General features: G+C 60.9%; 21 protein-coding genes. 7 read left to right on the top strand and 14 right to left on the bottom strand.

The genetic code is table 11. From position 1 onward, the window contains the following. Nucleotides 1–191 precede the first annotated feature (191 nt). The 6 genes from RLW55_RS10700 to panB form a co-directional block, all read right to left on the bottom strand. A complete protein-coding gene (locus tag RLW55_RS10700) occupies nucleotides 192–1,034 on the bottom strand; it encodes a 23S rRNA (adenine(2030)-N(6))-methyltransferase RlmJ (protein WP_423414160.1) in 843 nt (280 codons plus the stop codon). Nucleotides 1,035–1,059: 25 nt separating this feature from the next. Further along, the gene (locus tag RLW55_RS10695; RefSeq protein ID WP_409560815.1) at nucleotides 1,060–1,506 is read right to left on the bottom strand and encodes a DNA polymerase III subunit chi; all 447 of its coding nucleotides are present in this window, start codon (nucleotides 1,504–1,506) and stop codon (nucleotides 1,060–1,062) included. Nucleotides 1,507–1,752: 246 nt separating this feature from the next. Beyond that, nucleotides 1,753–3,180 (bottom strand): ribosome biogenesis GTPase Der, encoded by a 1,428-nt coding sequence (gene der, locus RLW55_RS10690; RefSeq protein WP_423414159.1) that lies wholly within the window; start codon nucleotides 3,178–3,180, stop codon nucleotides 1,753–1,755. Between the two features lie 60 nt (nucleotides 3,181–3,240). Then, complete coding sequence (locus RLW55_RS10685) at nucleotides 3,241–4,566, bottom strand: PQQ-binding-like beta-propeller repeat protein (RefSeq protein ID WP_423414158.1); 1,326 nt, start codon at nucleotides 4,564–4,566, stop codon at nucleotides 3,241–3,243. Nucleotides 4,567–4,617: 51 nt separating this feature from the next. After that, nucleotides 4,618–5,466 (bottom strand): tetratricopeptide repeat protein, encoded by an 849-nt coding sequence (locus tag RLW55_RS10680; protein ID WP_423414157.1) that lies wholly within the window; start codon nucleotides 5,464–5,466, stop codon nucleotides 4,618–4,620. Nucleotides 5,467–5,631: 165 nt separating this feature from the next. After that, nucleotides 5,632–6,513: a 3-methyl-2-oxobutanoate hydroxymethyltransferase gene (panB, locus tag RLW55_RS10675; RefSeq protein ID WP_409560819.1), complete on the bottom strand. Its 882-nt coding sequence runs from the start codon at nucleotides 6,511–6,513 to the stop codon at nucleotides 5,632–5,634. 391 nt (nucleotides 6,514–6,904) lie between these two features. Between panB and RLW55_RS10670 the strand changes: the two genes are divergently transcribed. The 3 genes from RLW55_RS10670 to RLW55_RS10660 all read left to right on the top strand — a co-directional run bounded on the left by RLW55_RS10670 (nucleotide 6,905) and on the right by RLW55_RS10660 (nucleotide 10,578). Next, nucleotides 6,905–8,602, top strand: coding sequence for a L,D-transpeptidase family protein (locus tag RLW55_RS10670; RefSeq protein ID WP_423414156.1), 1,698 nt, complete (start codon nucleotides 6,905–6,907; stop codon nucleotides 8,600–8,602). A gap of 156 nt (nucleotides 8,603–8,758) precedes the next feature. Next, a complete protein-coding gene (locus tag RLW55_RS10665) occupies nucleotides 8,759–9,913 on the top strand; it encodes a sialidase family protein (protein ID WP_423414155.1) in 1,155 nt (384 codons plus the stop codon). Beyond that, nucleotides 9,910–10,578 carry a hypothetical protein gene (locus tag RLW55_RS10660; protein ID WP_423414154.1) on the top strand — a complete coding sequence of 223 codons (669 nt, stop codon included), beginning with the start codon at nucleotides 9,910–9,912 and terminating at the stop codon, nucleotides 10,576–10,578. The genes RLW55_RS10665 and RLW55_RS10660 overlap by 4 nt, the downstream gene beginning before the upstream one ends. On the opposite strand, the gene RLW55_RS10655 is transcribed toward RLW55_RS10660, so the two are convergent. From RLW55_RS10655 to RLW55_RS10635, 5 genes are all read right to left on the bottom strand, one after another. Further along, nucleotides 10,536–11,129 (bottom strand): NnrU family protein, encoded by a 594-nt coding sequence (locus RLW55_RS10655; RefSeq protein WP_423414153.1) that lies wholly within the window; start codon nucleotides 11,127–11,129, stop codon nucleotides 10,536–10,538. The genes RLW55_RS10660 and RLW55_RS10655 overlap by 43 nt on opposite strands. Nucleotides 11,130–11,213: 84 nt before the next feature. Continuing rightward, complete coding sequence (locus RLW55_RS10650; RefSeq protein WP_423414152.1) at nucleotides 11,214–12,152, bottom strand: 50S ribosomal protein L11 methyltransferase; 939 nt, start codon at nucleotides 12,150–12,152, stop codon at nucleotides 11,214–11,216. A gap of 2 nt (nucleotides 12,153–12,154) precedes the next feature. Beyond that, nucleotides 12,155–12,979, bottom strand: coding sequence for a TrmH family RNA methyltransferase (locus tag RLW55_RS10645; RefSeq protein ID WP_423414151.1), 825 nt, complete (start codon nucleotides 12,977–12,979; stop codon nucleotides 12,155–12,157). Continuing rightward, nucleotides 12,976–13,938, bottom strand: a complete 963-nt coding sequence (locus tag RLW55_RS10640; protein ID WP_423414150.1) for a class I SAM-dependent methyltransferase — start codon at nucleotides 13,936–13,938, stop codon at nucleotides 12,976–12,978. Before RLW55_RS10640 ends, RLW55_RS10645 begins: the two co-directional genes overlap by 4 nt. A gap of 123 nt (nucleotides 13,939–14,061) precedes the next feature. Beyond that, the gene (locus tag RLW55_RS10635; protein WP_414463518.1) at nucleotides 14,062–14,670 is read right to left on the bottom strand and encodes an FMN-dependent NADH-azoreductase; all 609 of its coding nucleotides are present in this window, start codon (nucleotides 14,668–14,670) and stop codon (nucleotides 14,062–14,064) included. A gap of 131 nt (nucleotides 14,671–14,801) precedes the next feature. On the opposite strand from RLW55_RS10635, the gene RLW55_RS10630 reads away from it, so the two are divergent. Continuing rightward, nucleotides 14,802–15,239 (top strand): winged helix-turn-helix transcriptional regulator, encoded by a 438-nt coding sequence (locus RLW55_RS10630; RefSeq protein WP_409560828.1) that lies wholly within the window; start codon nucleotides 14,802–14,804, stop codon nucleotides 15,237–15,239. 129 nt (nucleotides 15,240–15,368) lie between these two features. After that, the gene (locus RLW55_RS10625; protein WP_409560829.1) at nucleotides 15,369–15,719 is read left to right on the top strand and encodes a hypothetical protein; all 351 of its coding nucleotides are present in this window, start codon (nucleotides 15,369–15,371) and stop codon (nucleotides 15,717–15,719) included. A 22-nt stretch (nucleotides 15,720–15,741) separates the two neighbouring features. Here RLW55_RS10625 and prfB read toward each other — a convergent pair. The 3 genes from prfB to RLW55_RS10610 all read right to left on the bottom strand — a co-directional run bounded on the left by prfB (nucleotide 15,742) and on the right by RLW55_RS10610 (nucleotide 20,943). Next, a protein-coding gene (gene prfB, locus RLW55_RS10620) for a peptide chain release factor 2 (protein ID WP_409560830.1) occupies nucleotides 15,742–16,876 on the bottom strand; the annotation gives its coding sequence in 2 pieces (ribosomal slippage) (nucleotides 15,742–16,806 and nucleotides 16,808–16,876; 1,134 coding nt in all). 129 nt (nucleotides 16,877–17,005) lie between these two features. Continuing rightward, the gene (locus tag RLW55_RS10615; RefSeq protein WP_409560831.1) at nucleotides 17,006–19,585 is read right to left on the bottom strand and encodes a penicillin-binding protein 1A; all 2,580 of its coding nucleotides are present in this window, start codon (nucleotides 19,583–19,585) and stop codon (nucleotides 17,006–17,008) included. Nucleotides 19,586–19,740: 155 nt separating this feature from the next. Further along, nucleotides 19,741–20,943, bottom strand: a complete 1,203-nt coding sequence (locus RLW55_RS10610) for an N-acetylmuramoyl-L-alanine amidase (RefSeq protein ID WP_423414149.1) — start codon at nucleotides 20,941–20,943, stop codon at nucleotides 19,741–19,743. A gap of 815 nt (nucleotides 20,944–21,758) precedes the next feature. Here RLW55_RS10610 and RLW55_RS10605 point away from each other — a divergent pair. Then, nucleotides 21,759–24,860: an Rne/Rng family ribonuclease gene (locus RLW55_RS10605; protein ID WP_423414148.1), complete on the top strand. Its 3,102-nt coding sequence runs from the start codon at nucleotides 21,759–21,761 to the stop codon at nucleotides 24,858–24,860. A gap of 235 nt (nucleotides 24,861–25,095) precedes the next feature. Then, nucleotides 25,096–26,505, top strand: a complete 1,410-nt coding sequence (locus tag RLW55_RS10600; protein WP_409560834.1) for a M48 family metalloprotease — start codon at nucleotides 25,096–25,098, stop codon at nucleotides 26,503–26,505. Nucleotides 26,506–26,522: the final 17 nt, after the last annotated feature.

Raw genomic sequence — 26,522 nt, 5'->3', positions numbered from 1 at the left:
TCGACAGCCGTGGCGGACTGCGGAGCCGGAAAATTCCAAGCGCCTCCCTACCGGATCGCACAAACACGCTTCCGGTCACGTCGAACGCGTCGGGAGCTCCCGTGCCGTGGCCCGCCTTAGCGTGCGGCAATTTATCCTGTAAATGCGCGCTTCTTGCAAGGCGAAATGCTGCAGAGCAACGACGAGACCCATTATTGAACGCTGGCTTGCAACGCGAAACGACTGCCGGGGCCTTCTGCGAGATGCTCTTCGAGCCATGGCAGCAGCGTCTCAAGCTCGGCCTTCAAGACGAAAGGCGGATTGAGAACGAGCATGCCGGTTGCCGTCAACCCGAGGCCAGGAAACGGCTTTGCGACCCAGAGCCTCACATCAAGATATTCCAATCCGGGCTTTGAGATCGTGAGGGCGACGAACCGATCGGCGGCCGCTTCATCCTTCAGCGGATACCAGATGAGATAGGTCCCAGTCGCGAAACGCGTCAGTGCGTCGTCGATGGCGCTCGAGAGATCTGCAAACTCGTTTTTGTCTTCGAATGGCGGATCGATCAGCGCGACGCCGCGACGCTCCTTCGGCGGCAGCAGTGATTTCACCGCATGCCGGGCGTCGATGTTCAGCACGGTCGTCGATTTGGCGCGGCGGAATTCCTGCTTGAGCCGCTGAAATTCAACGTCTGCAAGCTCGTTGACGACCAGCACATCGTCGTCGCGCATCAGGTGGCGCGCGATCAGTGGGCTGCCGGGATAGTGTTTAAGACCGACGCCGTTCACGGCGCGCACGGCATCGAGATAAGGCTCCAGAAGCCCAGCGACGTCCGTTGGCATCTCGGCGTCGAAGATGCGGGCGATACCGTCCTGCCATTCGGCCGTCTTCGCCGCTTCGTCGCTTTCGAGATCGTAGAGCCCAGCGCCAGCGTGCGTGTCGATGACGCGGAATGGCTTCGGCTTCTGCTTCATGTACGTCACGACGCGCGCCAGAATGACGTGCTTCAAGACGTCAGCGAAATTTCCGGCGTGATAATCGTGATGGTAATTCATGCTCAGGGATCGTTTCTACGAAGGCTCACGCCTTCTGCTCCCATCGCCCGCTTTGCGACTGCTGCCAATAGGTGACAGCGCAGCCCGCTGCTTTCGCTGCTTTCCACTGACTGCGCGCCAGGGCGACGGCGTCCGCATCATTTCCGTCGAAGACGTAGACGAAGCGTTCCGCGCCCGCAAATTCGCGCGCCTCGGCGCCATCGACAAGAAAACGAACGCCCGGGCCGTTGGGCGTCTCGTCGGTCGTCGTCAGATAGACGGGCTGGTCGCTGGAATGGCCGATACGCGCGGTGCCATGCGGCAGAAAGCTGTCGTCGGTGTAGGTCCAAAGCATATGGTCGATAGCTTCCAGGCGCTCTTCGTTTCCAACTTGGACGACGGCACGCCAACCGCGCGCCAGAGTCTTCTCCAGAAGGCTCGGCAGCACACGATCAAGCGGCTGATGTTCGAGGTGGTAGAAAAAAACGTCCATACGTCTCGGATGGCGCAGGCAACGGCGAAAAGCAAGACACTCGCGCCACCTCTTGACGTCGGCGCAAGGTACCCTATTTAACCCCGTCCGGAGCGGCGCCAGTTTTAATCGGCTGACGCCCGTGCGGGCGGGGAGCGTGGCGGTTCGAGAGCATTCTCGCTGCTGTTTGCTCCCCTCCCGCTGCGACTTTTCCTTATAAATGCAGTCTATACACAGCCACTCATAAGCACAGCGCAATGCTGCCCATCATTTCTTTGAGTACGGGTTCTCGCCTTTGCGAAGGCTGAAGCGGATCGGCACGCCGGGCAGATCGAACGTGTCGCGCAGCGAGTTCGTCAGATATTTCACATAGGACTGGGGCAGCGCTTCCGCGCGCTGCGAGAAGGCAACGAACGTTGGCGGCCGCGTCGAGGGCTGCGTGACATAGCGGATTTTGATGCGCTTGCCGTGCACAGCAGGCGGCGAATGGCGGCTCAGGGCCTCGTTGAGCCAGCGGTTCAGTTGCGGCGTCGATACTCGGCGGTTCCAGGTCGCGTAAATCTTGGAGATCGCCGTCATGAGCTGATCGAGCCCGCTCTCGGAGCGCGCCGAAATGGCGACGAAAGGCACGTCGGGAACCTGCGCCAAGCTTTCGGCGACGGTCTTTTTCAGCTCACGCAGCGTTTTCTGCTTTTCTTCGACAAGGTCCCACTTGTTGACCGCGACGACGAGGGCGCGTCCCTCTTCCGTCACGCGATGGCCGATGGTGAGATCCTGATGCTCGAACGGACGTTCGGCGTCGATCAGAAGCACAACGACTTCGGCGAAGCGGATGGCGCGGACGGCGTCGCTGGCGGAGAGTTTTTCGGCGGTTTCAGTAATTTTCGCCTTGCGGCGAAGCCCGGCCGTATCGAACAGGCGGATCTTCTGACCCTTCCATTCGAAGTCGGTCGAGACGCTGTCGCGCGTCAGGCCCGGCTCGGGTCCGGTGATCATGCGTTCTTCGCCGAGCAGCGCGTTGACGAGCGTCGATTTGCCGGCATTCGGACGCCCGACAATCGCAACGCGGATCGGCTTGACGACAGCCGGGCGCTCTTGCGGCTTTTCTTCCTCGGCGTCATCGCCCTTGCGCCGTTTCTTCGTCGTCGGCGCGGACTTCAAGCCCAGCGCGGCCAGCATGTCCTCGGCGAGATCGCCGATGCCTTCGCCGTGCTCAGCCGAAATCGCGATCGGCGCCCCGAGGCCGAGCGAGAAAGCATCGAGCACGCCGTCGGTGCCTTTGTTGCCTTCGGCCTTGTTCGCGACAAGCACGACGGGCTTGCCGGACTGCCGCGCGATGCGGGCAAAGCCGGTGTCTGCCGACGTGACGCCAGCGCGGGCATCGATGACGAAGAGCACGAGATCGGCTTCCGAGATCGCCTGTTCCGATTGCTTGCGCATGCGATCAGCGATGGAGCCGCGCTGCGCCTCCTCAAGACCTGCGGTATCGACCAGGCGGACATCGACGCCGAACAGGTTGGCGATACCTTCGCGACGGTCGCGCGTCAGCCCCGGTAAATCGGAGACGAGCGCGGCACGCGTCGCGGTCAGGCGGTTGAACAGAGTCGATTTGCCGACATTCGGACGGCCGACAATTGCGACAACAGGCATTTCAGGGGACGACGACAAAAGAGAAACCGGGGCTGCTGGGGACATGGGAAGAACGCCTGCGCGGGGGTACCGCGGCAAGGCGAACATGCCCTCCTAACCCAATTCTCAGTTGAGAGCGATGAGTTTTGCGGAGTCGGTCAAAACGTACATGTGACCCTGGGCGACGATGGGGGGAATATAAACCTTATCGCCGATTTGCATCGTACCCCCAACCTTGCCGGTCATCGGATCGACGCTGACCACCTCGCCCGTGCTCGACACCAGGAAGAGCGTATTGGCGGCCAGAACGGGACCGGCGTAGTTTTTCGCGGCCGGAAGCTGGGTGAGCCAGCGGGTCTTACCGTCGGACTTCTGCAGCGCCATCAGGCGACCGCCGGTATCGACGACGTACACGGTGTCTCCCGCCACGCACGGCGGCTCAGAGCCGGGAATGCTCAACGACCAGACCCGATCGCCGGACTTCGCCTGCGTTGCCACCATGCGGCCCGCGTGACCGATCGCATAGACGACGCCGTCGTCGATTGCAGGGCGCGCGACATCGCTCATTGAGGCGATTTGCGAGGTCTGGCGCGTGCGGGCCAAATTTTCCGTCCAGACGGTCGAGCCGTCGGACAGCTTGAACGCCATGATGTCACCAGACGGATAGGGAACCACGACAACATCACCGTCTACCGCGGGACTTGTCGAAGTCATGAGGCTGGCGCTCTGCGGCAGGCCACGTGCCGCCCAAAGCTCGGAGCCGTCGATGCCGCTCAAGCAGTAAAAGCGCCCGTCGATGGTGATGACGTAAAGCCGGTCACCGGCTGCGGTCGGCGCAGCGCGCACCGGCACGTCGAGGTTTTTCGTCCAGATCGCCTTGCCCGTGCCGGGATCGAGCGCGGATACGACGCCGTAGCCGTTGGCGACGTACAGGCGGCCGTTATCAGCGGCAAGACCGCCGCCATAACCGCCGAGGCCGACAGTAGTCTCAGGCTTGGTCGAAACGGTGAAAACGCTGCTGCCAGTCAGGGTGAAGGCGGCGACGTTGGCGGCGGCATCGAGCGTATAGATACGATCCCCGAAGACGATCGGACTGGCGGTGACGCGGCCGGTCTTCGACGATCCTTCACCTGCACTGGCGCTCCAGAGCTGATGCAGTGAGCCAGTCAGGGCCAAATTGCCGGGGGCGTTGTTGGCGTCGCCACCCGGTTGCGACCAGGACTGGTTCATACGCGGTGACGGCAGCGAGATGGGCTTGTTGGCCTCCGCCAGATTGGACCCAATGCTTTCCGTCGTTTCCACGATCGGGATGCGGCGTCCGGGCAGCGGCGTCTGCTTGGTCTTGAACGGATTGAGTTCGCTGATCTTGGGAAGTGTCGGCCCGTCGCTGGCGCAGCCGGCGAGCAAAACGGCGGCAGCGGCCGCCAAAAGCGACGCGGCGCCGAAACGCATTTGCCTTCCCCCTGATCTCAACCCCAATCTCCCCTCACACCGCTTCGCGGCTTATTTCTTGTCGGTTCCCGCAGCCTCTCCCGTCTTGGGCTGCGCCTCCGTCGTCGTGGCCGGCTCGGCCGGTTTGACCGGCGCCGCCGAAGCGGCAGGAGCTGCCGGTGCCGGTGCCGTGGCTTCTGGCGCCAAAATCCCTGGTACCGGAGCAGCCGTTGCTGCGGGTGCCGGGTTTTTCGCTGCGACCTCAGCCGCCGCTATCTCTCCCATGATGATCTTAACACGTTCCTGCAGGTCAGCAGATGCGTTCGGATCGATCAGAAGCGGCTCCAGATACTTTCGTGCCTCGTCGTATTTCTTGGCCTTGTAAGCGGCAATTCCAAGGAATTCGCGCGCCGTATTGGCGAAGGGTTCGCCATCGCCCATGAGAGGTGTCAGGCGATTCTGGATTTCGGTATAGTCGGCATCGGCCATCCGCAGTGATGCCGCCTGCAGTTCTGCAAAGCTTTTCAACAGACGATCCGCACCCGGCTGCTTGGCGAGCGCGTCATAAGTTGCAATGGCGTCTGAGGTTTTGCCTTCCTTCACCTCGGCACCGGCCAAGCGCAATTTTGCGAGCGCTGCATAACCGGCCGGACCGCCGTCAGCGATCGCCTGGAAGGCCTTGTCGGCTTCGTCTTTCTTCTTGTCGTCGCTCAGCGTCTCGGCGGCGGCGAACTTAGCGCCTGCGGCCTCTTCCGACGCAACGCGGTGCGTTTGCCAATACTGGAAGCCGGCAACGCCAAGCACGATCAGTGCTGCAGCACCAAGGATCAGGCCGCCGTAACGCTTCCAAATTCTCTCCATCTGCTCGCGGCGAATTTCTTCTTTGATTTCGCGAAACAGACTGTCGTCGTTCTCGGCCATTAAACCATTAACCTCATTCAGTCCGAAACTCGGAACGCGGGGTTTCCCACGGCCACGCCGGTTCGGGGGCATAGATAACTGAGCAAGCGCTCCGGGCAAGCCCTGACCGCAAGTTTCCTGCGCGTTTCGCGCCGCAATCCTCGCCTGAATTTAGGCCCGACGACGCTAAGTGCTCGTCGTCTTCGGCTTTTTCGTGGCTCGCACCGGCGAGACCGACGCCTCCATATCGGGGGATTTCAGGGCGTAGGTGTGCTCGGGGGCCGGAAACGTCCGGGCGCGGACCTCGTCGGCGTAGGACGCAATGGCACGGTCGATCGCGGAAGCTATGGCCCCGAACTTCTTCACAAACTTCGGCACGTTTGGAGACAATCCGAGCATATCTTCCATGACAAGGATCTGCCCGTCGCAGCCGGCGGAGGCGCCGATACCGATGGTCGGGATCGGGATTGCCCTGGTAATGCGCTCGGCGAGAGGGGCGGTCATGGCTTCGAGGACGACGGCGAAGGCCCCGGCTTCCGCAACCAGGCGGGCGTCTTCCTCTATGGCGTCCCACTGATCGACCGTCCGGCCTTGGGTCTTGAAGCCCCCCAGCACGTTCACGGACTGCGGCGTCAAGCCAATGTGCGCCATCACCGGGATGCCGCGATCGACGAGATAGCGGATCGTTTCCGCCATGCGGCGGCCGCCTTCGAGCTTCACGGCGCCGCAGTCGGTCTCTTTCATAACGCGGGCGGCGTTACGGAACGCGACCTGAGGGCTTTCCTCGTAGGTTGCGAACGGCATGTCGACGACGACAAGGGCTTTTTTCGAACCGCGCACGACTGCCTGGCCGTGCATGATCATCAGCTCAAGGGGAACCGGCACCGTCGTCTCGAAGCCGTGCATGACCATGCCGAGGCTGTCGCCGACGAGGAGAAAATCGCAGTGGTTGTCGGCGATGGCCGCCGTGTGGGCGTGATAGGAGGTCAGCGCGACAATCGGGTCGCCGCCTTTGCGGCCCGCAATATCCGGCGCCATGAGCCGCCGACGCTTGATGTGAATAGACATCTCACTCCATCGGCCCGAGGCCGTTCAGGCGCTCTCAAGTCGAGCGATAAGCCGTCATAATGTGGGGTTTGCACGCTTCAACGTCACCCCAGGTCAGCTAAACAGAGTTTACGAAACCCCAGGCTTTCTGGCCAGTGCCCACAGGGGCGACGAAGAACCGGCGGAATGGTAAATTTTTCCACGTCCCGTCCACAAGTATTTCTGTAAAGCCCGCGAAAGCGTTGAATTGGCGCAACATCGCGAATGTCGAATGCTCCGCCTGAGCGGTAGTTCGTTGCGCGCTCTGACTGGCGTCTGTTAGCCAATCATCAGCGCCAAAAATCGGGGGCCAGTTTCCGGCCTGATCATGTCGCTGCGACGGTTTCGTTAGTTTTAACGTCGGGGTGGTTGCGTGCGTCGTGCAGAGAATGTCAGCGGCAGAATATCTCCGGCGTTGCGTTCGATCGCGGTTTATGCGGTCGCGGCTGCGATAGCAGCATATCCGATCGCAGCCGACGCGAAGTCCAAAACCGGTCTGCTGAGACTTCAATCGCAGGCCGCCGCTTCCGCCGCCGCGCAGTCGAAATCACCGCTTCTCATTGTCGTTTCCATCAAGAAGCAGCGCCTTCGCGTGTACGACATGAACGGCGAAATCGCATCGTCGAAAATTTCGTCGGGCAAGCCGGGCCACGATACGCCGACGGGCGTGTTTTCGATCCTGGAGAAGAACGTCTATCACGTCAGCAATATCTATTCCGGCGCGTCGATGCCTTATCAGGAGCGCATCACGTGGTCGGGCATCGCGTTTCACGCCGGCGATCTGCCGGGCTACCGCGCGTCGCACGGATGCATCCGGCTGCCCTATAGCTTTGCGCGCAAACTCTACGGCTTAACCAAAATCGGCAACCGCGTGGTCGTTTCGTATGACGATCCCGATCCGATTCCCTTCGACAGCCCGAAGCTGTTCAAGCCGCTGCCGCTCGACGACGCAACGGCGATGCAAGGCGGATTGGCGAAACCGCAGCTCATCGCGGTGAACGACCGGCCTGATGATCATTCGGCAGCGGGCGCAGGCGTGCGGTTGATCGGCATTTCTCCGGCGCTGCTGCGCGCCGTCGCGGACATGCCCAAGGATCTGCAGCGGCGGCCGACGACACGGGCCGAAGCCGATCAGATCATGCAGGAAAAGCTTGATCGCGCGCGGGCGGCCGTCAAAACCGCGGAAGCCGCGCTTAAGTCCGCCGACGAAAAAGCCCAGCAGACCGCGAAAGACTTCACGGACGTGAACCAGAAATTCGAAACCGCGCGGCGTTCGATTGAACCGTTAAGAGCAGCCGTCAAATCGGCAGAAGCCCTGCAGACGGCGGCGATGAAGGCATTCGAGGCCTACATGGCGGACGCGGCGGATAACAGCAAGTCCGCGTCTGCTGGCGAAAATGCTGACATGGACCGGGAGAGCGATCTCGAAGACGCCCTGCTCGACGCCACGATCGAAGCCGATAAGGCGCGGGCCGATGCTGCGGCGAACGAACTAAGTTTTGCCGGCGTGCAAGGTGCCTACTCGTCATCACAGAGTGCGCGCGATGGCGCCGCGGATGCTTTGCGCGATGCGCAGTCGGATCTGAAGTCGGCGAAGGCGGCGCTGACAGACGTCAACAAGGAAATGCGGCTACGTTCGAAGCCCGTCGCGGTGCTCATCAGCCTGCGCGCTCAAAGGATCTATGTGCGCCAGGGCTTCGAGCCCTTGCTCGAAGCGCCGATCGAGGTTGCTCCGCTCAAGCATAAGGTCGGAACACACGTGTTCACGGCCATGAACTACGGCACCGATCCGAACACGTTCGATTGGCGTCTGGTCAGCGCGCAAACACCCTCGCCCGGCCAAGCATTCGACGAGGGCAAGAAGAAACGCCGCCGGACCGCGCTGGCGCGGGGGCGCGAGCTTGACGTCCAAATGGCGAATGAGGCGCTGAATGCGTTTACAATTCCGGACGATATTCAGCAGACAATCTCGGAGCTGGCGCGGCCGGGCTCGTCGCTGATCGTATCGGACCGCGAACTGCCGCTCCACGAAAACGGGAGCGGTACTGAATTTGTCGTGCTGACCCGTTAGCCACACTTGCACGGTACTTTTTTTCAGTTGCGCTGGAACAGCCTCTCTTGCGACGTTCCACCTGCTACTTGAAGCGGGACGGCTTGGCCCTCAACCGAAGCCACGCACAATCGGCGGTGACCACATTTGATTTTAGATCGCGGAACGCGCACCCTCGTGGGCTGGGCCATACTGCTGTGCTCGGCAGCGTTGATGGTTCTGCTGTTTCAAAAGATGCGGCCAAGCTCGGAGCCGTGGACCTTTGCCGTCTCTATTCCTGAGCAACCCGTCCGAGGACCGCTCGATCTGAGCAGCGAAATCGTAACGCCGAAGGGTGAGAGCGAATTCGTACATGGCGCCTCCGCCGTCGCGATGCCAAATGGCGGCTTGCAGGCGTTCTGGTATCGCGCGCCTTACGAGGGCGCCAACGATGCCGAACTGGTGTCAGCGCGTTTCGACGGAAAGGAATGGTCGCCGACGCATGTCGTGACGACGAGCGCACGCGTCAGCCACGATTTGGCAATCAGGATCAAGTCGCTCGCCAACCCTGTGCCATTTCGCCGTTCCGACAAAGAAATCTGGCTGTTCTTCGCAACGTCGCGTCTCAGCGGCTGGGCGACTTGCGAAATCGGATTGATACGCTCCTTCGACAACGGCGCGACGTGGGGACCGGCTGAAAGCCTCTATGCGACGCCGTTCTTCAACATGTCTCACCTCACGAAATCGACGCCGTTCCTGTTTTCGGACGGACGCATCGGTCTGCCTGTCTACCAGGAGATGAACCGGAAATTCCCGGTTCTGCTCGTTCTCGATGCAGATGGCCATGTCATCGACCGGCGACGCATGGGAAAGGCCGGCAAGATCGGTTACCAACCGATGATCGTGGCCACCGGACAGTCGACAGCCATCGCATTCGTTCGTCCGCTGAAGAGCCGAAGACCGCGGGAAATTCTCATCACCCGGACGACCGACGGCGGCCAGACATGGACGCCAGTCGAGCCCACCAACCTTCCCAACCCCGGCGGCCCGATCTCGGCAATCCGGTATGATGCAACGCATATCCTGATGGCGTTCAACGACGATGCCAAGATGGAGAGAAACATCACGCTGGCACTTGCCGATCTCGATGGAAAGACGTTCCGCCGCATCGGCGTCATTGCGCGCATGGATACGGATAGACAAGACCACATCGTTGCCTATCCGTTTCTGATCCAGTCCGGACCGGGGCAATTCGACGTGATGTATTCGCGCCCGATAAAGACGATCAACCATGTGCGCGTGTCGAGCGCCTGGATCGAACACGGCTTACAGCAGAGCACGGCGCAACAATGACTCACACACTGAACATGCTGCTGAACAGCACCAATGCGGCGCTCATCCTCTTTACCGTTGCGGCTGCGCTTGCCGCCGCGTTCACGAAATCACCGCCCCTCCGTTTTGGTGCCGGACTTGCTGTTGTCGCGGCAAGTTTATGCGTTTCGGCCGGGCCGCGTTCGCTTTTCGCGTGGATGGTTTCCGCGATCGAGCGGCCATCGTTTCCTGGCTTCGTGCTGCTTGCCGTGCTCGCGATTTCGGCAACGACCGGCAGGCGGGTTGCAACGTCAGCGGAATATCGCTTTGCGACACTGATGCTGGCGCTGGCAGGCATCGCGCTCTATCCCGGCGCAACGGGCTTTTTGAATGCGGACCCGTATGTCATCGGCTATAGCGGCTATCTGTTGCCGACGGCGGTCGCGATTGTGATCGCCTATGCGCTATGGCGCGGATATTTCATCACCGCCTTGGCGCTGAACGTCGGAATTGCGGGGTTCCTGCTCGAGGCTGGCGCAAGCAGGAATCTCTGGGACTACATCATCGATCCGGTCGCCTGGATCATCGGCTGCGGAACCTGGATTGCGCTTGTGATCGGCTTTGTCATCAAGCGCATTATACCAGCGAAAGTCTTTGCGCCGGTTCAGCCAAGCTCGGGCATCGGCGAGACGCCGATCAGCCATTGATGGCCGCCGAAGAGTAGCGCTGCATAAAGTCCAATACCGATGACGACGACGAGCACGTCGTTCAATGCGCTTGTGGGCTGCGCCGTACCGAGCGGACCCGCCGCGCCGCGCTTCTTCACCGAGATCCGGTCGTAAACCGCGAACGCGAGGAACGATCCGAAGATCAGAAGCGCTGCGAGATCGCCGTTCGCCAAAAGATGCGCCAGCGCCCAGATCTTAATAGCGATCAACATCGGGTGCCGCGTCGCCGTACGAATGCGCGAAGGAATGAGCGAAGCAACAAGCAGGATCATCGCGGGCAGCATCAATCCAACGGCGATGTGGCGCGTCCAGATCGGCGGATACCACAGGATCGGGTTCTTGCCGGGGTGAAGCTGCAGCTTGTGAAAGCCGAGGACGATGACGATCAGTCCGGCCAGCGACAGCAACGAGAACAGGATTTTGTAAGTCGTCTCGCCAAGGCGTTCCTTCAATCCGTCACGAAGCTCGGGTGATGTGGGCAACAGATGAATGCCGAGAAATAAAATCAAACCGACGATCAGCACCATCATGGCATAGGCCCTCCCCTGGAAATTGCTCGCCCCGATAGCATCATAAATGGGCCGCGGCCAGCCAGGCTCAAGGCCTAGGGGCGGCTAGGGCAGATATCCCTTGTCGAGATCGTGCGCCTGGCGCGCCAGAACCTTGCCGCCGGCGTTCTTGTGAATGGCCGTCCACGCGAGATAGGTGCCCGCTTCCTCGGACGAACTTGAACGAAGATCGATAGCGATGAGATCGCTGGCGTCGGCGTCCATCGGCGCGGAGAGCGGGAAATAGAGCTGCTCCCAATGCGTGCGCGGAGATAGCGGACCGGTCGAAAAGCCGATGCCCGGCACCAGCTCGACTTTCCACCAGGTCGCGAAGCCATAGATCTTCGCCGGGCGCGGCAGACGCCATTCCGCTTCGCCGCGGCGCTTCGATTTCGTCTCCGTCGTCAGATCGACTTCGTCCCAGACCATGGCGCTGCGGCAGCCATCGAGGATTTCGGCGGGCTGCAACGCGCGGACGTAAGCGTTGTTCAGCGACATCGTCTGCGCGACTGAGAGATCGAGCTCGTGGCCGACGCGGTCCCAGGCGCGCAGATCGGCGTCGATACGTGACGTAACGACGGGCGCCACGTATTGAATGATGTGGTCGGGAATGACAGTGCCGCCCGGTTTCAGAAAGCGCTGACGAGCGTCCGCCAGCGTCGCGATAATGTTTTCTTCGAGCGCGTAGTTGCCGAGCGTTTCCGAGATGATGATGTCGACAGCGAGCCTGTCCTGAAACTCCGTAGAGTGACATGGGATCAGATGACAGCGTTTCGCCTTGTTGGCTTTGAGCACGGCGGCGGCGACGCCCGCGACTTCAGCGGTTTCGAACAGAAAGACTTCCTTGGCCCCTAGCTTCGATGCCATGAGCCCGAGCAGGCCCGTTCCCGCGCCGATGTCCGCGACGACGGATTTGCCGGGAACGATGGCGGCCTTCAGCGCGGCGAAGAACGCTTCGTTGCGGACCTGATCGGCGATCAGTGTGCGGTGATATTCGATGCGCATGATCAGAGCTTCAGACTAGGGCCGCGGACTTGATAGAGAATCAGGGCGGTCGCGATCGCGAGGTTGAGAGAGTCCAGCGCGCCCGCCATCGGAATTTTCACGAGCGTCGAACAGACTGCGGCGGCGCCGCCCGAGAGGCCCGGCCCCTCGCTGCCCATGACGATCAGTTCACGGCCATTATATTGCGTCTGACGGAAATCTTCGCGCGCATCGAGGTGCGTGCCGATGACTTCGCCGGGCCATGCCTTCGCAAGCGTGAAGAAGCTTTCGCGGTCGAGCTTCACAAGCGGCACGGCGAAGATCGAGCCCATTGTGGCGCGGATAGATTCTAATGCGTATGGATCGCAGGTCGTGCCGACGAGGATGATGCCGGACAGGCCGACGGCATCCGCAGTGCGAATGATCGTGCCGAGGTTGCCGGGATCGCGGATCTCTTCGAGCGCGAGCCACGTGTCGGCGTTTGTGAGCTTGGCGGGATCCGGGGGTGGCACGAAGCGTTGCTTGAAGACGCCAAGCAACGACTGCGGATTGTCTTTCGAGGCAAGTTTCGCGAGCACGGCTTCGGAGACTTCGAGAACTTCCGAGCCCGCTTCAAGCGCATGCTTCACCAGCCCGCGCGCGACGCCGCCCGCCGCAGCGCCCGCTTGATAGACGAGTGTTTCGGGAGCGAAACCATGATCGCGTGCAGTGACGAGCAGCGACGTGCCTTCGGCTACGAACAGGCCCGTTTCCTTGCGCACCTTGCGCATCTCCAGCGCACGGATCGCCTTGATCCGATCGTTCGTCAGACTGGTGATGATCTTTGGCGTATTGGCGTTTGGCTTCATGATGTCTGAACCCAGCGCACGAACAGCGATGTCGGCACGAGCGGGCCGGCACGCGATTGAATGGCAAGCTCGCCGCTGTCGAATGTGCCGCCGCGCTTCGCCAATGCTTCGCGCAGCAGCTGGTCAAAGGCGAGCGATGAGGCGCGAATGGCGTAGATCGTCAGCACCATCGCAGCCTGTTCGGGTGCGAGCAGTTTCGCCAGATCGGCGAGCAGCGACGGCAAGTTCTGGAACAGGTCCCAGATTTCGCCTTCGGGGCCGCGCCCAAACTTCGGCGGATCGACGAGGATCATGTGATAGGTCTTGCCACGACGGACATCGCGCGCTGCGAACTTCGCGGCGTCATCGAGCAGCCAGCGGATTTTCGCGGCGCCGAGCTTGGAGGCTTCCTGATTCTCCTTGCCCCATTGGATCGCCTTCTTGGAGGCATCGACGTGGGTCACCTCAGCGCCAGCTTTCGCGGCGAGCAACGACGCCGCGCCCGTATAGCCAAAGAGATTCAGGACGCGTGGCGTCTCGCCTTTCACTTTGGCGAGATGATCGAGCATCCATGTCCAGTGCGGTTCCTGCTCGGGGAAGAGGCCTAAGTGCCAGAGGCCCGCGAGTTTGCAGAGCATGGTGACGGGCTGGGAGCCGCCCGCCCCTAATCCCTCCCCGCGAGGGTGAGGGGAACTCTTGTTGGTATCGCCAAGTGCAAGTTTGACCGGCCAGGCATCGGGCACTGGCTTGTCGATGCGCCATTTGCCTTTTTCGTCGTCTTCGCCGGATGCCGAAAAGACGGCATTGGCTTTTGCCCATTCGGACTTCGCGAGCTTCGGCTGCCAGAGAGCCTGCGGCTCGGGACGATCGACGACGACCTTGCCGAAGCGCTCAAGCTTACGGCCCGCACCGCAATCAAGCAGGGCGTAGTCGGAGAAGCCTTGGGATGTGACGAGGTGCAAATGATCGGGCGGTGGCATCGGCAGCGGACGGTTCGAACGGAAAGACGGGTCCGCGCTTTAACACGACTGTCGCTTATGTCGAGAAATCAAACGTCCGGCGGATATCGGCGGAGACTGTCGCAGCCTCCGCCGCGCGGGAATTCAGGCCGCCAGCCCAGCGATGGCGCTTTGCGCCTCTGCAATCGATTGCGCCCGCTGGTCGGGGCCGAGATTCAGGCCCTCGGCGCGAACGAACGTCACGTCCGTGATGCCGAAAAAGCCGAAAATATTGCGGAGATAGGTTTCCTGATGGTCCAGGAAGGCGATGGGTGTCTGCGGGCCGTAAAAGCCGCCGCGCGACGACGCGATGATGACTTTCTTACCGCCTGCGAGGCCCTCAGCGCCTTTCTCGGAGTAGCGGAAGGTCTTACCGGCAACGGCGAGGCGGTCGATCCAGGCCTTGAGCTGGCTCGGAATAGCGAAGTTGTACATCGGAGCGCCGACGACCACGATATCAGCCGCCAAGAACTCGTTTAGCGCTGCCTGGCCCGCCGCGACATCTTGTTGAACATCAACTGTTTCCGGAGCGGCGCCCTGGGCGGCTGCGAGATGCGCACCGGACAAATGGCCGACCGGGGCGACCGCGAGGTCTCGGTAGACGACCTCGATACCGGGGTGCAGGCGCTGCTCGGCAGTGACGATCTCGGCCGAAAGCTGGCGGCTGACCGAGCCCGGACCCAAAATGCTCGAGTCGACATGCAAAAGTTTCATAGGAGGATCTCCATCCATGACGGTTGGGCGGAGACTGGAGCGGGCCATTTGACAGCCGAGCCTCAGCCAGTCACATTTTGTGACCAGAGCTAAATTGTTCACTGGCAAAAACCCCGCAAGGAGGCACATTTTTGGAAGCCGGTATCAAACATGAAACCGAGCACTGCCGTGCGGTCTCCGACGTGCTGTCTCGGATCGGCGACAAGTGGACGGTCTACGTCGTCGGGCTGCTTTCGAATGGTCCTATGCGTTTCAATGAGATACGCCGGGCGGTGGGCAGCATCTCGCAACGGATGCTGACGCTGACGCTGCGCGGTCTCGAGCGCGATGGCCTCGTCACGCGGACCGTCTATCCGACCATTCCGCCGCGGGTGGATTACGAGCTGACCGAGCTTGGCCGGACGCTGATCTGCATTCTGAAACCGCTCGGCGACTGGGCCGTCGAGAATCGGCGAACCGTTGAAACAGCGCGCGCGAAATTCGACGCGCAGGCGACGGGCGGTTCTCACGCGGCTGCGGCCAAGATCGGCTTGAAGCGGCGGCTGCCGGCGATCTGGCGGAGCGCCTAGACGCCGCCCACCGCGCGGCATGGTTGCAACACTTTCGAGAAAAGTCTGTCGCCGCCTAGATCCGTCCGCAAATCAGCGTTAGCCGACAATAGGATGGTGCGCGTTGGCGGGACGTTACCGGAGGTCTTGATGCAATTTCATCGTTCCATTGCGGCGGCCGTTTTTGCCACGGCGCTCTTGGTGACGAGCGGCGCTAACGCCTTTGAAACGACGTCTATCGGTGGTGCTCCGGGATCAGGGACCGCCAATTACAAGGATCCGGACGAACTGGGCGCGGCGCTCGCGCCATCGACGTCCTCGTCGTCACCCTTCGGCAATTTCAATTTTTCAGCCGGGTCCGCACCGGATAATGCCGACGGCGCGCGGACGAATTGGCTGAACGGACCGGGATCGCCGAATTTCGGCTTCACCGGCTCGCAGAGCACCTCTGCCGAGCCCGCCTCGCCCTTCAACACACCCATTCTTCGCGATCGCAACTGAGCCGGATTTCCGGCTCATCCGGTTATTCCAGATCTTCGACTGTCACGGCTTCACCGCCGCCTTTAATGCGCTGTGACAGCGCCGCCTCGATGAACTGGTCAATATCGCCGTCCAGGACTTCATCGGGATTGGTAGACTGGGCGCCGGTGCGTAGGTCCTTCACGAGCTGATACGGCTGCAGCACGTAAGAGCGGATCTGGTGTCCCCAGCCGATGTCGGTCTTTGCCGCCTGCTCAGCGCTCGCCTTTTCCTCTCGGCGCTTCAATTCCATCTCGTACAGGCGCGCCTTAAGGCGCTTGAACGCGATGTCCTTGTTCTGGTGCTGCGACCGCTGCTCCTGGGCAAAAATGACGATGCCCGATGGTTTGTGCACGAGGCGGACGGCCGATTCCGTCCGGTTGACGTGCTGACCGCCAGCGCCGGACGAACGCGCGTATGAAATGTCGACGTCAGCAGGATTGATATCGACGTCAATCGTGTCGTCGATGACCGGATAGACGGTGACTGACGCGAAGCTGGTATGGCGGCGGGCGTTCGAGTCGTATGGCGAGATGCGCACAAGACGATGGACGCCGGCCTCGGTCTTCAGCCAACCATAGGCGTTCTCGCCTTCGATCTCGTAGGTCGCCGACTTGATGCCGGCTTCTTCACCCGGGCTTTCGTCGATCAGCTTGACCTTGTAGCCGCGCCGCTCCGCCCAGCGCACGTACATGCGCGCAAGCATCGACGCCCAATCCTGGCTCTCGGTGCCGCCGGCGCCGGCGTGCACTTCGATGTAGGTGTTCATCGCATCGGCTTCGCCCGACAGCATGGCGTCGATCGAGCGGCGCTGCGCTTCGTGGTCGATCCGTTCCAGCGCAGACTCGCCTTCGCTGACGCTAGCCTCGTCGTTCTCGGCTTCGCCAAGCTCGATCAGCGTCAATGCATCTTCGTAGTCGCGCTGCAGACGTTTGAATTCGGAGACGGAGCGCTCAAGCGAATTGCGCTGGCGCATGACCTTCTGCGCAGCCTTGGCATCACTCCAGAGATTGGGGTCTTCGGCTTTCGCGTTCAGCGAGGCGAGACGGTCTTCGGCCGTCTCCCAGTCAAAGAGACCTCCTCAGGAGGGCGAACGCCTCCTCGATGCCGTCCGAAAGTTTTTGCGCTTCTGCGCGCATGGGAGCCTCCGACGCCGGCTCTCGCCGGCAAAGTGGATCAATCTCAGAAATCAGGTGCGGACGTATAGTGACGCGCGGTCGCCGTGTAAACGCGCGCGTTCGGCGGCGCGGCAATCGGCGCGCATTTGGTTACCACAATCCGTTCGGCGTGAGAGAGCCGCTGTCCGGCCGACTCATCGGCGGTGCGGGACGCGCCACACGTTCACTGACCGGCGGCGGTGACATCGACGAAGACGCGTCTGCCGTCATGCCGTTAACACCGATCATCGAGTAGGCGTCGTCGGGTTCTTCGTCGGGCTTAAACGCTTCCATTATCGTGTTCGGATCGTCAGCCGAGGCACGCAACCCTGTCTTCAGATCGACACGCACGAACTTGATGCCAGGCGGAACGCGGAACGGTGCGGGAGGCGTGTCACCCAGCGCATCCTTGACGAACTCACCGAAGATCGGCGCTGCAATCGCGCCACCGGTGTTGCCTTTTCCAAGCGGCTTGGGGATGTCGTAGCCGATGTAAACGCCGACGACCATCGTCGGCGTATAGCCCATGAACCAGACGTCCTTCTCCTCGTTCGTCGTGCCGGTCTTGCCGGCAATCGGGCGATTGAGAGCGCTCAGTATCTTACCGGTACCGCGCTGAACGACGCCTTCCATAATGTGCGTCATTTGATAGGCCGTCAGCGGATCAATGACCTGGCGGCGGCTATCGACAAGCTGCGGCTCGGGTTGATTGGCCCAACGGTCGGCCATGCAGCCCATGCACTGGCGTTCGTCGTGACGCCAGATGGTATGGCCATAGCGATCCTGGATACGGTCGATCAGAGTGGCGGTGACTTCCTTGCCGCCGTTCGCCAGCATGCAATAGCCGGTCGCCATGCGCAGCAGCGTCGTTTCGCCAGCGCCAAGCGACATCGACAGAACCGGCAAGAGATCGTCGTAGATGCCAAACCGCTTCGCATATTCGGTGATGATCGGCATGCCGAGATCCTGCGCGAGACGCGCCGTCATCTGGTTGCGCGAATGCTCGATGCCGAAGCGCAGCGTTTCCGGACCTGCCGTATCGTCGGTCTCATAGTTCTTCGGCTTCCAGACGTCCTGACCGGGGCCTTGGTCGATCTCGATCGGCGCGTCGAGGACGATCGACGTCGGCTTGTAGCCATTATCGATTGCGGATGCATAGACGAATGGCTTGAACGACGAGCCGGGCTGGCGCTTGGCCTGCGTGACGCGATCGAACTGGCTCAAATCGTAAGAGAAGCCGCCGGCGATCGCGAGCACGCGGCCGGTGTAGGGGTCCATGGCGACCAGACCGCCGCCAATCTGCGGAATCTGCATCAAGGACCATGCACCCTGAATGTTATTCGGGTCATTCGGCGAGACGTAGACGACGTCGCCGGGGCTCAGAATGTCAGCCGTCGATTTGGGCGTGATGCGCTTGCCGTTGGCTTTCTTCGCGGCCCACTTCATGTCGTCGAGCGAAACTTCGACAGCTTCGCGATCCTTCGCGAGCGTGGAATCTTGTTGACGATGCGGTTTGAAACCGACGATCGCTTTTTTCTTCTGCGTTTCAAGGACGACCCCGAGACGCCAGGGGTCGATATCCCCAGGGCTCGAAATCTTGCCGAGCGCCACACCCCAGTCGCCCGAAATATCGATGTGCGAGACCGGCCCGCGCCACCCCTTGATACGATCGAACTTCACGAGGCCATCGACGAGAGCTGTTCTCGCCAGCTTCTGCAGTTGCGGATCGAGTGTCGTGCGCACCGACAGGCCGCCGCCGTAGAGCTTGTCCTCGCCGTATTTCGCAAGCAGCGTGCGGCGAACTTCTTCAGCGAAAAATTCGGCGCTCTCGATGCGAACGGTATTGGGTCGCAGATTGACGACGAGGGGCTTCTTCCTGGCCTCTTCGGCCTGCTCTTTCGTGATGTAACCGTTTTCGGCCATCTGACCGATGATCCAGTTCCGACGCTCGGTCGCTTTCGCCTTCTGGCGGAACGGATGATAGTTGTTCGGCCCCTTCGGAAGCGCGGCAAGATAAGCCGCCTCCTCGATGGTAAGGTCCTTCAGCTCTTTATTGAAATAGGTCAGCGCAGCTGCGCCGACGCCGTAAGAGTTCATGCCGAGGAAAATTTCGTTGAGATAGAGTTCGAGAATGCGGTCCTTCGAGTAGGCGCCCTCGATGCGGATCGCCAGGATCGCTTCCTTGATCTTACGCTCGATCGAGCGCTCGTTCGTCAGCAGGAAGTTCTTGGCGACCTGCTGGGTGATGGTCGAAGCACCCTGCGTACGCCGATTGGAACCGTGAATTTTCGCTTCGACCGCCGCGAAGACGGCGCGAAGCACGCCCTGAATGTCGATACCGCCGTGCTCGTAGAAGCGACGATCTTCCGCCGACAGAAACGCGCCGATCACGAGTTTCGGAACGTTGTTGATCGGTACGAAGATTCGCCGCTCGCGCGCGAACTCGGAAATCAGCGAGCCGTCGTGTGCGTGGATGCGCGTCATGACGGGCGGCTCATATTTCGACAGGCTCTCGTAATCGGGAAGATCCCGCGAGGCCTGCCAGATCAAAAAGCCAGCACCTGCGGAACCGGCGATGAAAACCAGCACAAAGGTACCGAACGCAAACCCAAGAAAATTGAGCAGCAGGCTTCTGCGCCGCTTTTTCCTTCTCCTGGGCGCCGGTGGTGGCGGCAGCGTGGGCGCGCGCATCAAATCCGAGATTCCGTCAGTCTGTCGCTGGCTTAAATTTTTCCGAATGAGGCGGTTACGTCTATTGCCGCGCCGCAGCAATGGCAATCCCCTCAGAACATTCGCACATTAGCACTGAATGTGGCAGCACGTCGTCCGAGGATGGACGAGGATCCTCAAGGGCGTGAGGCCGTTCTTTTGTTGAAGTAAATTTGCACCGCACCGGTGATCGCGTCGGCGACTTTCGACTGCCATTCCGGTGTCAGCATCTGCTCCTCATCGTTGCGATTGCTGATATACCCCAGTTCCACGAGTACGGACGGCGAATCCGTCTGCTTCAGCACCTTGAACGCAGCTGAGCGGCGGGGCACACGCGACATCGTAATCTTTTTGCGCAGGTGTTTGGCCAGAAGCTGCGAGAAATCTGAGGAAAAGTTCGAGGTTTCACGTTTCATCAGGTCGATGAGGATACTTTTGACCTGATCGTCTTTGCCTTCGTCGAAATTTTCGATGCCGGCCAAAAGATCCGAGGCATTTTCCTTTTCGGCCGCAATCCGCGCCACTTTGTCGGACGCTTTGCTGGACAGCGTGTAGATGGTGGCACCGCGAATGCTGCTGGCGGCCGTCTCGATGGAATCGGCGTGGAGTGAGATAAAGAGATCGGCTCCGGCCGCGCGGGAAAATTTGAGGCGGTCGTCGAGAGAGACGAAAACATCGTCGTGGCGGGTCATCTTGACATCGTAGAGGCCAGTTTTCTCCAGCTCCTCCTTGAGTTGCATAGCAACAGCAAGAACAATCGTTTTCTCATTTACATTGTTGGGGCCGATGGCGCCGGGGTCGATACCGCCGTGGCCCGGATCAATCACGATGACGGGCTTGGCGTTGGGCTGCTTCTTATCGGGCGGGGCCTCAAAGGCGCTCTCGAAATTCGGCTCCTGGGAGGCCGCGGCCATTCCCGCGCCCGTACCGCCGCCGAACGATTTTGCGTCGGTCGGCATAAGGGCGATGGCGAGTTTTACGGCTGACGATCCCTTGATCCGCGTCATGTTGGCGGAATGGATGACAACGGGGCCTTTGGTATCGATCACGATGCGCGATTTATGCGACGCGAAAAGGCCATAGCGGAACGCCGAGATAAGTCCCGCCCCTTTCTGTCCTGCCGCAGGGTCCAGCCGAAAACTGACGTCGGGCAGATCTATGACGACACGGTAGGGGCTCGCGAGCGTAAAAGCCTGTGCAGTCACGCCTTCGCTCATCGTCAGCTCGAAAATCGTCGAGCGGCCGGTCACCGTCAGGTGGGTTTCGAGCGCATCGGCCGCCATAGCGGGCCGCCCAAGCAACAGGCATAGCACGGTTGCTACTGCTGCTAGAATGTTCACCAAAGGTTTCCCGGGCGGGCGCATTGCCGAATTTTCCCCCTTGCTCGTCTTGTCTGCCCGATCCCCATACCCCGTTAAATCTTTGTTTTCATTCGTTATATAAAAGGACCATTACCGCCTCACGTTGTCGATCCCGCGCCAGTTTTATAGCACTTGCCAGCGAAGGATCGACCTCGTAAAGTTTGAAATGTATTCGGTGGCGCCCGAGACACACGCCTAAGTGGCGTAGGTTGAACAGGCGCCTGCAGAACCCAGTCGGCCTGCTGCGGGGCAAAGCTCTGCTTTCACAGGTAATTGGGCCAGCACGGATGGCACCTGCTCGAGGCAAGCGCACGGGGAGTATCAACGTCGCTCAGCAGGTTTCGCAGCTTTGACTTCCGAGCCCCCGGCGGCTCATTGTCGGAGTGAACTTACTTTGTGCCGGTCGCCCCGGTTTGTCAGTCGGGTAAAAGCGCGAATTGCTGGGCGGCCCAAAATTGATCGACCACGACGCCGCAGGGTGTCGGATTTTTCTCCCCAGCCTGAAGTCCCCCAATTCTGGACACGCAGCTGGGTCATAGACGACAGGCCATGACGACAGCTTGCATCATCCAAGACAGCGCCAACGGGATCTCGATCCACCCGGCGTTCGCATGCGTCCCTGCGCGCCACTCGCGCGCATCGGGGAACGGGATGGTGCAGACAGCGGCTCGGCCGCCAGTTCCATCAGCACAATCAACCAAAAGAACGCGCCACAGCGCGATCCTCGCGATCCGTTCCGGCAATTCCGGTTCGAGATGCGAGCCGCCGCCCCGGCGCGCCAAGGAAAATAACCTATGTCCAATACGAAAATGCTCATCGATGCCACGCATCCCGAGGAGACTCGGGTCGTGGTCCAACGCAACGGCCGGGTAGAGGAATTCGATTTCGAAAGCGCCGCTCGGAAACTGCTGCGCGGCAACATCTATCTCGCCAAAGTGACGCGCGTTGAGCCGTCGCTACAAGCGGCTTTCGTCGATTACGGCGGCAACCGGCACGGTTTTCTCGCCTTCAACGAAATCCATCCTGACTACTATCAGATTCCGGTCGCCGACCGTCAGGCGCTTCTCGATGAAGAAGCTGCCGCTGAAGCCGAGCTCGAAGCCGCCGCCGACCGGCGCGCGGAGGCGCTTGCCCGCAGAAATTCGACACGCGGCGGTGGGTCGACCGCCCCTCACGCTGAAGGGGAAGCGACGAACGACGATTTCGCGGAACAGTCCTCAGAGGATTCTGAGGACGGCGAATCCACGCACATCGTCGATGTCGAAGAAGACGATGAGCACATCGAAGAGATTGGTGGCGACGAAGACGAAGAGCCGATCAAGGTCTTGGCCGTCGCCGTTCCGATGCCGGACGATGACGTCGTCTCCGAACCAGTCCAAGCCGAAGCGGCAGATAACGGCGAGTCAAATCCCGATCTTGCAGCAAGCGCATCGGCGGACGAGCCTGCCGCGGAGGCGGACGCCGACCACGCGCACGACGAGAGCAACGATCACGACCATCACCACGAGGGCGAAGGCGGTTCGGACGTTCATGCCAACGACGATCATGGCTCCGAGCATGATGAGCATGAGCACCATGCCGAGCAGCCGCATGTCCACGACCATCACGACCATCATGGCGGCGAGATTGACGACTCGCAGGGCGCGGAGTTCCACGAGGAAGCGCCGCAACGTCAGCGTCGCCGTCCGCGCAGCTACAAGATCCAGGAAGTTATCAAGCGCCGCCAGATCATTCTGGTGCAGGTTGTCAAAGAGGAGCGCGGCAACAAGGGCGCAGCGCTGACGACGTACTTGTCGCTTGCCGGCCGCTACACTGTTTTGATGCCGAACACCGCCCGTGGTGGCGGCATCTCACGCAAGATCACCAACCCGCAGGACCGTCGCCGCCTGAAGGCCATTGCACAGGAACTCGAGGTTCCGGAGGGCATGGGCCTCATCATCCGCACGGCCGGTGCGGCGCGCACGAAGCAGGAAATCAAGCGCGACTTCGAATATCTGCTGCGCCTTTGGGAGAGCGTGCGTGATCTCACGCTGCAGTCCACGGCGCCGAGCCTCGTGTACGAAGAAGGCGACCTCATCAAGCGCTCGATCCGCGACCTCTATAACAAGGATGTCGAGGAAATCGTCGTTGCCGGCGAAGCGGGGCACCAGGAAGCCGCCGACTTCATGAAGATGCTGATGCCGAGCCACGCGAGAAACGTCGTGGCCTATCGTGAGCCGACGCCCTTGTTCACGCGCTATGGCGTCGAACGGCAGCTCAACGCCATGTTCCAGCCGCAGGTGACGCTGCGTTCGGGCGGCTACATCGTCATCAACCAGACGGAAGCGCTCGTCGCGATCGACGTCAACTCAGGAAAATCGACGCGCGAATTCTCGATCGAAGAAACGGCACTTGCGACCAATCTCGAAGCTGCCGACGAAATCGCGCGCCAGCTGAAGTTGCGCGACCTTGCGGGCCTCATCGTGATCGACTTCATCGACATGGAGGAGAAGCGCAACAACCGCGCCGTTGAGCGCCGCCTGAAGGATGCGCTTCGTTTCGACCGGGCGCGAATCCAGCTCGGCCGCATCTCGCATTTCGGCTTGATGGAAATGTCGCGCCAGCGTCTCAGAACGGGCGTGCTGGAAGGCTCGACGTCACAGTGTCCGCACTGCCAGGGCACTGGCATCATCCGCTCGACGGAGAGCATCGCGCTCGCCGTATTGCGTGGCCTTGAGGATGCGATCACGGCGGGTGCTACAGGTCCGCTGACCGCGACGACGACGCCGCCGGTTGCACTCTACATTCTGAACAGCAAGCGCGCCTACGTCACCGACATGGAGCATCGCCACGGTTACTCGGTGACGGTACTCGGTAGCGATCGCGTGCAGGGTGCGAACTTCACCATCGAGCGCGGCGGCCCTGCCGTTCCGGTGCGTCGTGTCGAACGTGCTGCCGTCAATATGGACTGGGGCTTCGACGGTGAGGAAGAAGCACCGACATTCGAAGGCGGCGAGATTGAAACCGCATCGCACGTCGATGACGGCGACGAAGATACCGTGGCCCGTGAGAATGGTCGTGGCGAGGGCGATGAGGCCGGCGGCCGTCGCGGGCGGCGCAGGCGGCGTCGCGGTCGCGGAGGACGCGATCGTGGCGAAAGCCGCGAGCGTTTCAGTTCAGAACCGCGCGGCGAAGACGATCATGGATTTGCGGCAGGTCCGCAGCCGCACGACGATGATGAAGGCGAACAAGGACCAGTTGACGAGGACGACCTCGATGCCCAACCGGCATCCGAGGAAGGGGAACTCGGTGAGCACGGCGAAAACGGCGCCAACGGCGAAAAGCCCGCCCGGCGGCGCCGGCGTGGACGCCGCGGTGGCCGTCGCGGTCGGGACCGCAATCGTGAAGGCGGCCCGATGCATGCCGATGATGCCAACGGCGTCGCCGAAGGCGAAGATCACGAACAACTCGAGAGCGGGAACGCCGACGGCGATACCGAGGCTGCCCAGCCGGAGACGTGGTCAAACGGTGGAGACATCACCGAGGCGCTGTCGTCGGAAGATGTGGCAACGGCTATCGAGCAGCCGGAACTCAAGGTTCCGCGGCAACAACGGCTTTGGGACGTTCCCTCGAAGGCGCAAGACGCGGATGAAGTCGTGATGCTCGAAGGCACGGCATCCGAGGTTGCGACGGAAGAACCTCAGCGGGCTGTTGAGATGCCCGCCGAAGTTCCGGCCACCGCCGAGGACAGAGCACCTGCGGCGGCACCGCGTCGTCGGCACGAGATCGGCTCCAGCGAGCCGCGAATCGAGCGCGTTGTTGTCCGACCGGACGATGAAGGCTCGGCTGGCGACGCCGAAGCTCAGGCTGCACCGCAGCGCAAGGGCTGGTGGCAGCGCAAGTTCGGCGGCGAATAAACAGACGAAGGGCCGAGGCATCGCTTGCTTCGGCCCCCTTTCCAAAATCCAAGCTGCTACTTGCCTATCTTGCTTCGGACTAGCGCCGCCGGCAGCGCTTGCCGCCATGCTGACGCCCTAAACTCGTGAATGTTTATAAGCACATCGTAGCAACGCATTTGACCCAAATAGGGTTGGCGCATACTTTGATTGTGCGTGGCGTCTCGAAACGCTTGTCGAGATCAGGGCACTGCGAATGCCGATATTTTGGAAGTCACTTCCGGCGCATTCCAACGCCCGAAGTTTGACGATTTGGATCGTTGCGCTCATCGCATCGCTGTTGACATTAGCCAACGGCGCCCGAGCGCAGGGACTGCCGCTGATCCGCGACGCCGAGATCGAAGCGTTGCTGCAGGATTATTCCAAACCGATTTTTGAAGCGGCGGGTTTCGGCGGCGGCCGCGTGACCGTCCGCATCATCAACAATGAAGCCTTCAACGCGTTCGTTCTCGACGGCGCGAATGTGTTCGTAAATACCGGCACGCTGATGCAGGCCCAGACGCCGAATGAAGTGATCGGCGTCATCGCGCATGAAAGCGGTCATATCGCGGGCGGCCACATGGCGGCGCTCCGCTCGCGCATCGCGAAGGATCAAACACGCGCTCTGTTGACGCAGGTTCTCGGCATTGGCGCCATGGTTGCGGGCGGCGTCACAGGCGGAGACGGAGGACGCGAGACGGCACAAGGCGGCGCTGCTCTCTTGCAGGGCGGCAGCAGCGTCATTCTCAAGGGGCTTCTGGCCGAGCGGCGATCGCAGGAATCGGCGGCCGATCAGGCGGGGATCAAGTATCTCACGGCCACGAAACAGTCGGGCAAAGGCATGCTCGACACGTTCGAGCGGTTCAAGGAACAGGAATATCTATCAGATCAGTTCCAGGACCCGTTCATTCGATCGCATCCTCTGTCAGCCGAACGCCTCGACCGGCTCAGCAGGCTCGCAACCACCAGTCCGTATTTCAACAAGAAAGACCCTCCGTCGCTGCAGCTTCGCCACGACCTGATGCGGGCGAAGCTTTCGGGCTATCTGGAATCGCCCGCGACCGTGTTCAATCGCTATCCTGACTCAAATAAGACGCTGCCGGCGCGCTATGCACGGGCCATCGCGACATTCTTTCGCGGCGGCGGCGGTGCGCTGGAATCGGCGGTCCAGCAGACCGACAGCATGATCAAGGAAAACCCAAATTACCCGTACTTTTACGAACTTCGGGCCGATTTCCTTATGCGATCAGGCAAACTCGCGCCTGCGGTCCCGAGCTTGCGGCAAGCCCTGAAACTGGCGCCTAACAGTCCTTTAATCATGGTCGAACTGGCCACAGCGGTCCAAAGCCTCAAGGGCAGCGATGCGCAAAAAGAGGCTATCGATCTATTGCGGAAATCCCTTATCGAAGACCCGGAAAATGGCCATGCTTACAGGCTGCTCGCAAATATCTATTATAAGCAGGGACGGGGTCCGGAAGCCGACGCCATGACGGCCCAGGCCTACTTCAACGAAGGGAACATAAAAGACGCACAGGTCTTCGCTAAACGAGCCCAACTGAAATTACGAGCAGGCTCGCCCGAGTGGTTGAAAAACGACGACATCATTAACTACAAGCCGCAAACCTGAGCAGCCGGCTGCTTTAT

This window comes from Hyphomicrobium sp. B1 (assembly GCF_049532635.1).
Lineage (GTDB): Bacteria > Pseudomonadota > Alphaproteobacteria > Rhizobiales > Hyphomicrobiaceae > Hyphomicrobium_B.
This window is presented reverse-complemented; position numbering and strand designations above follow the sequence as displayed.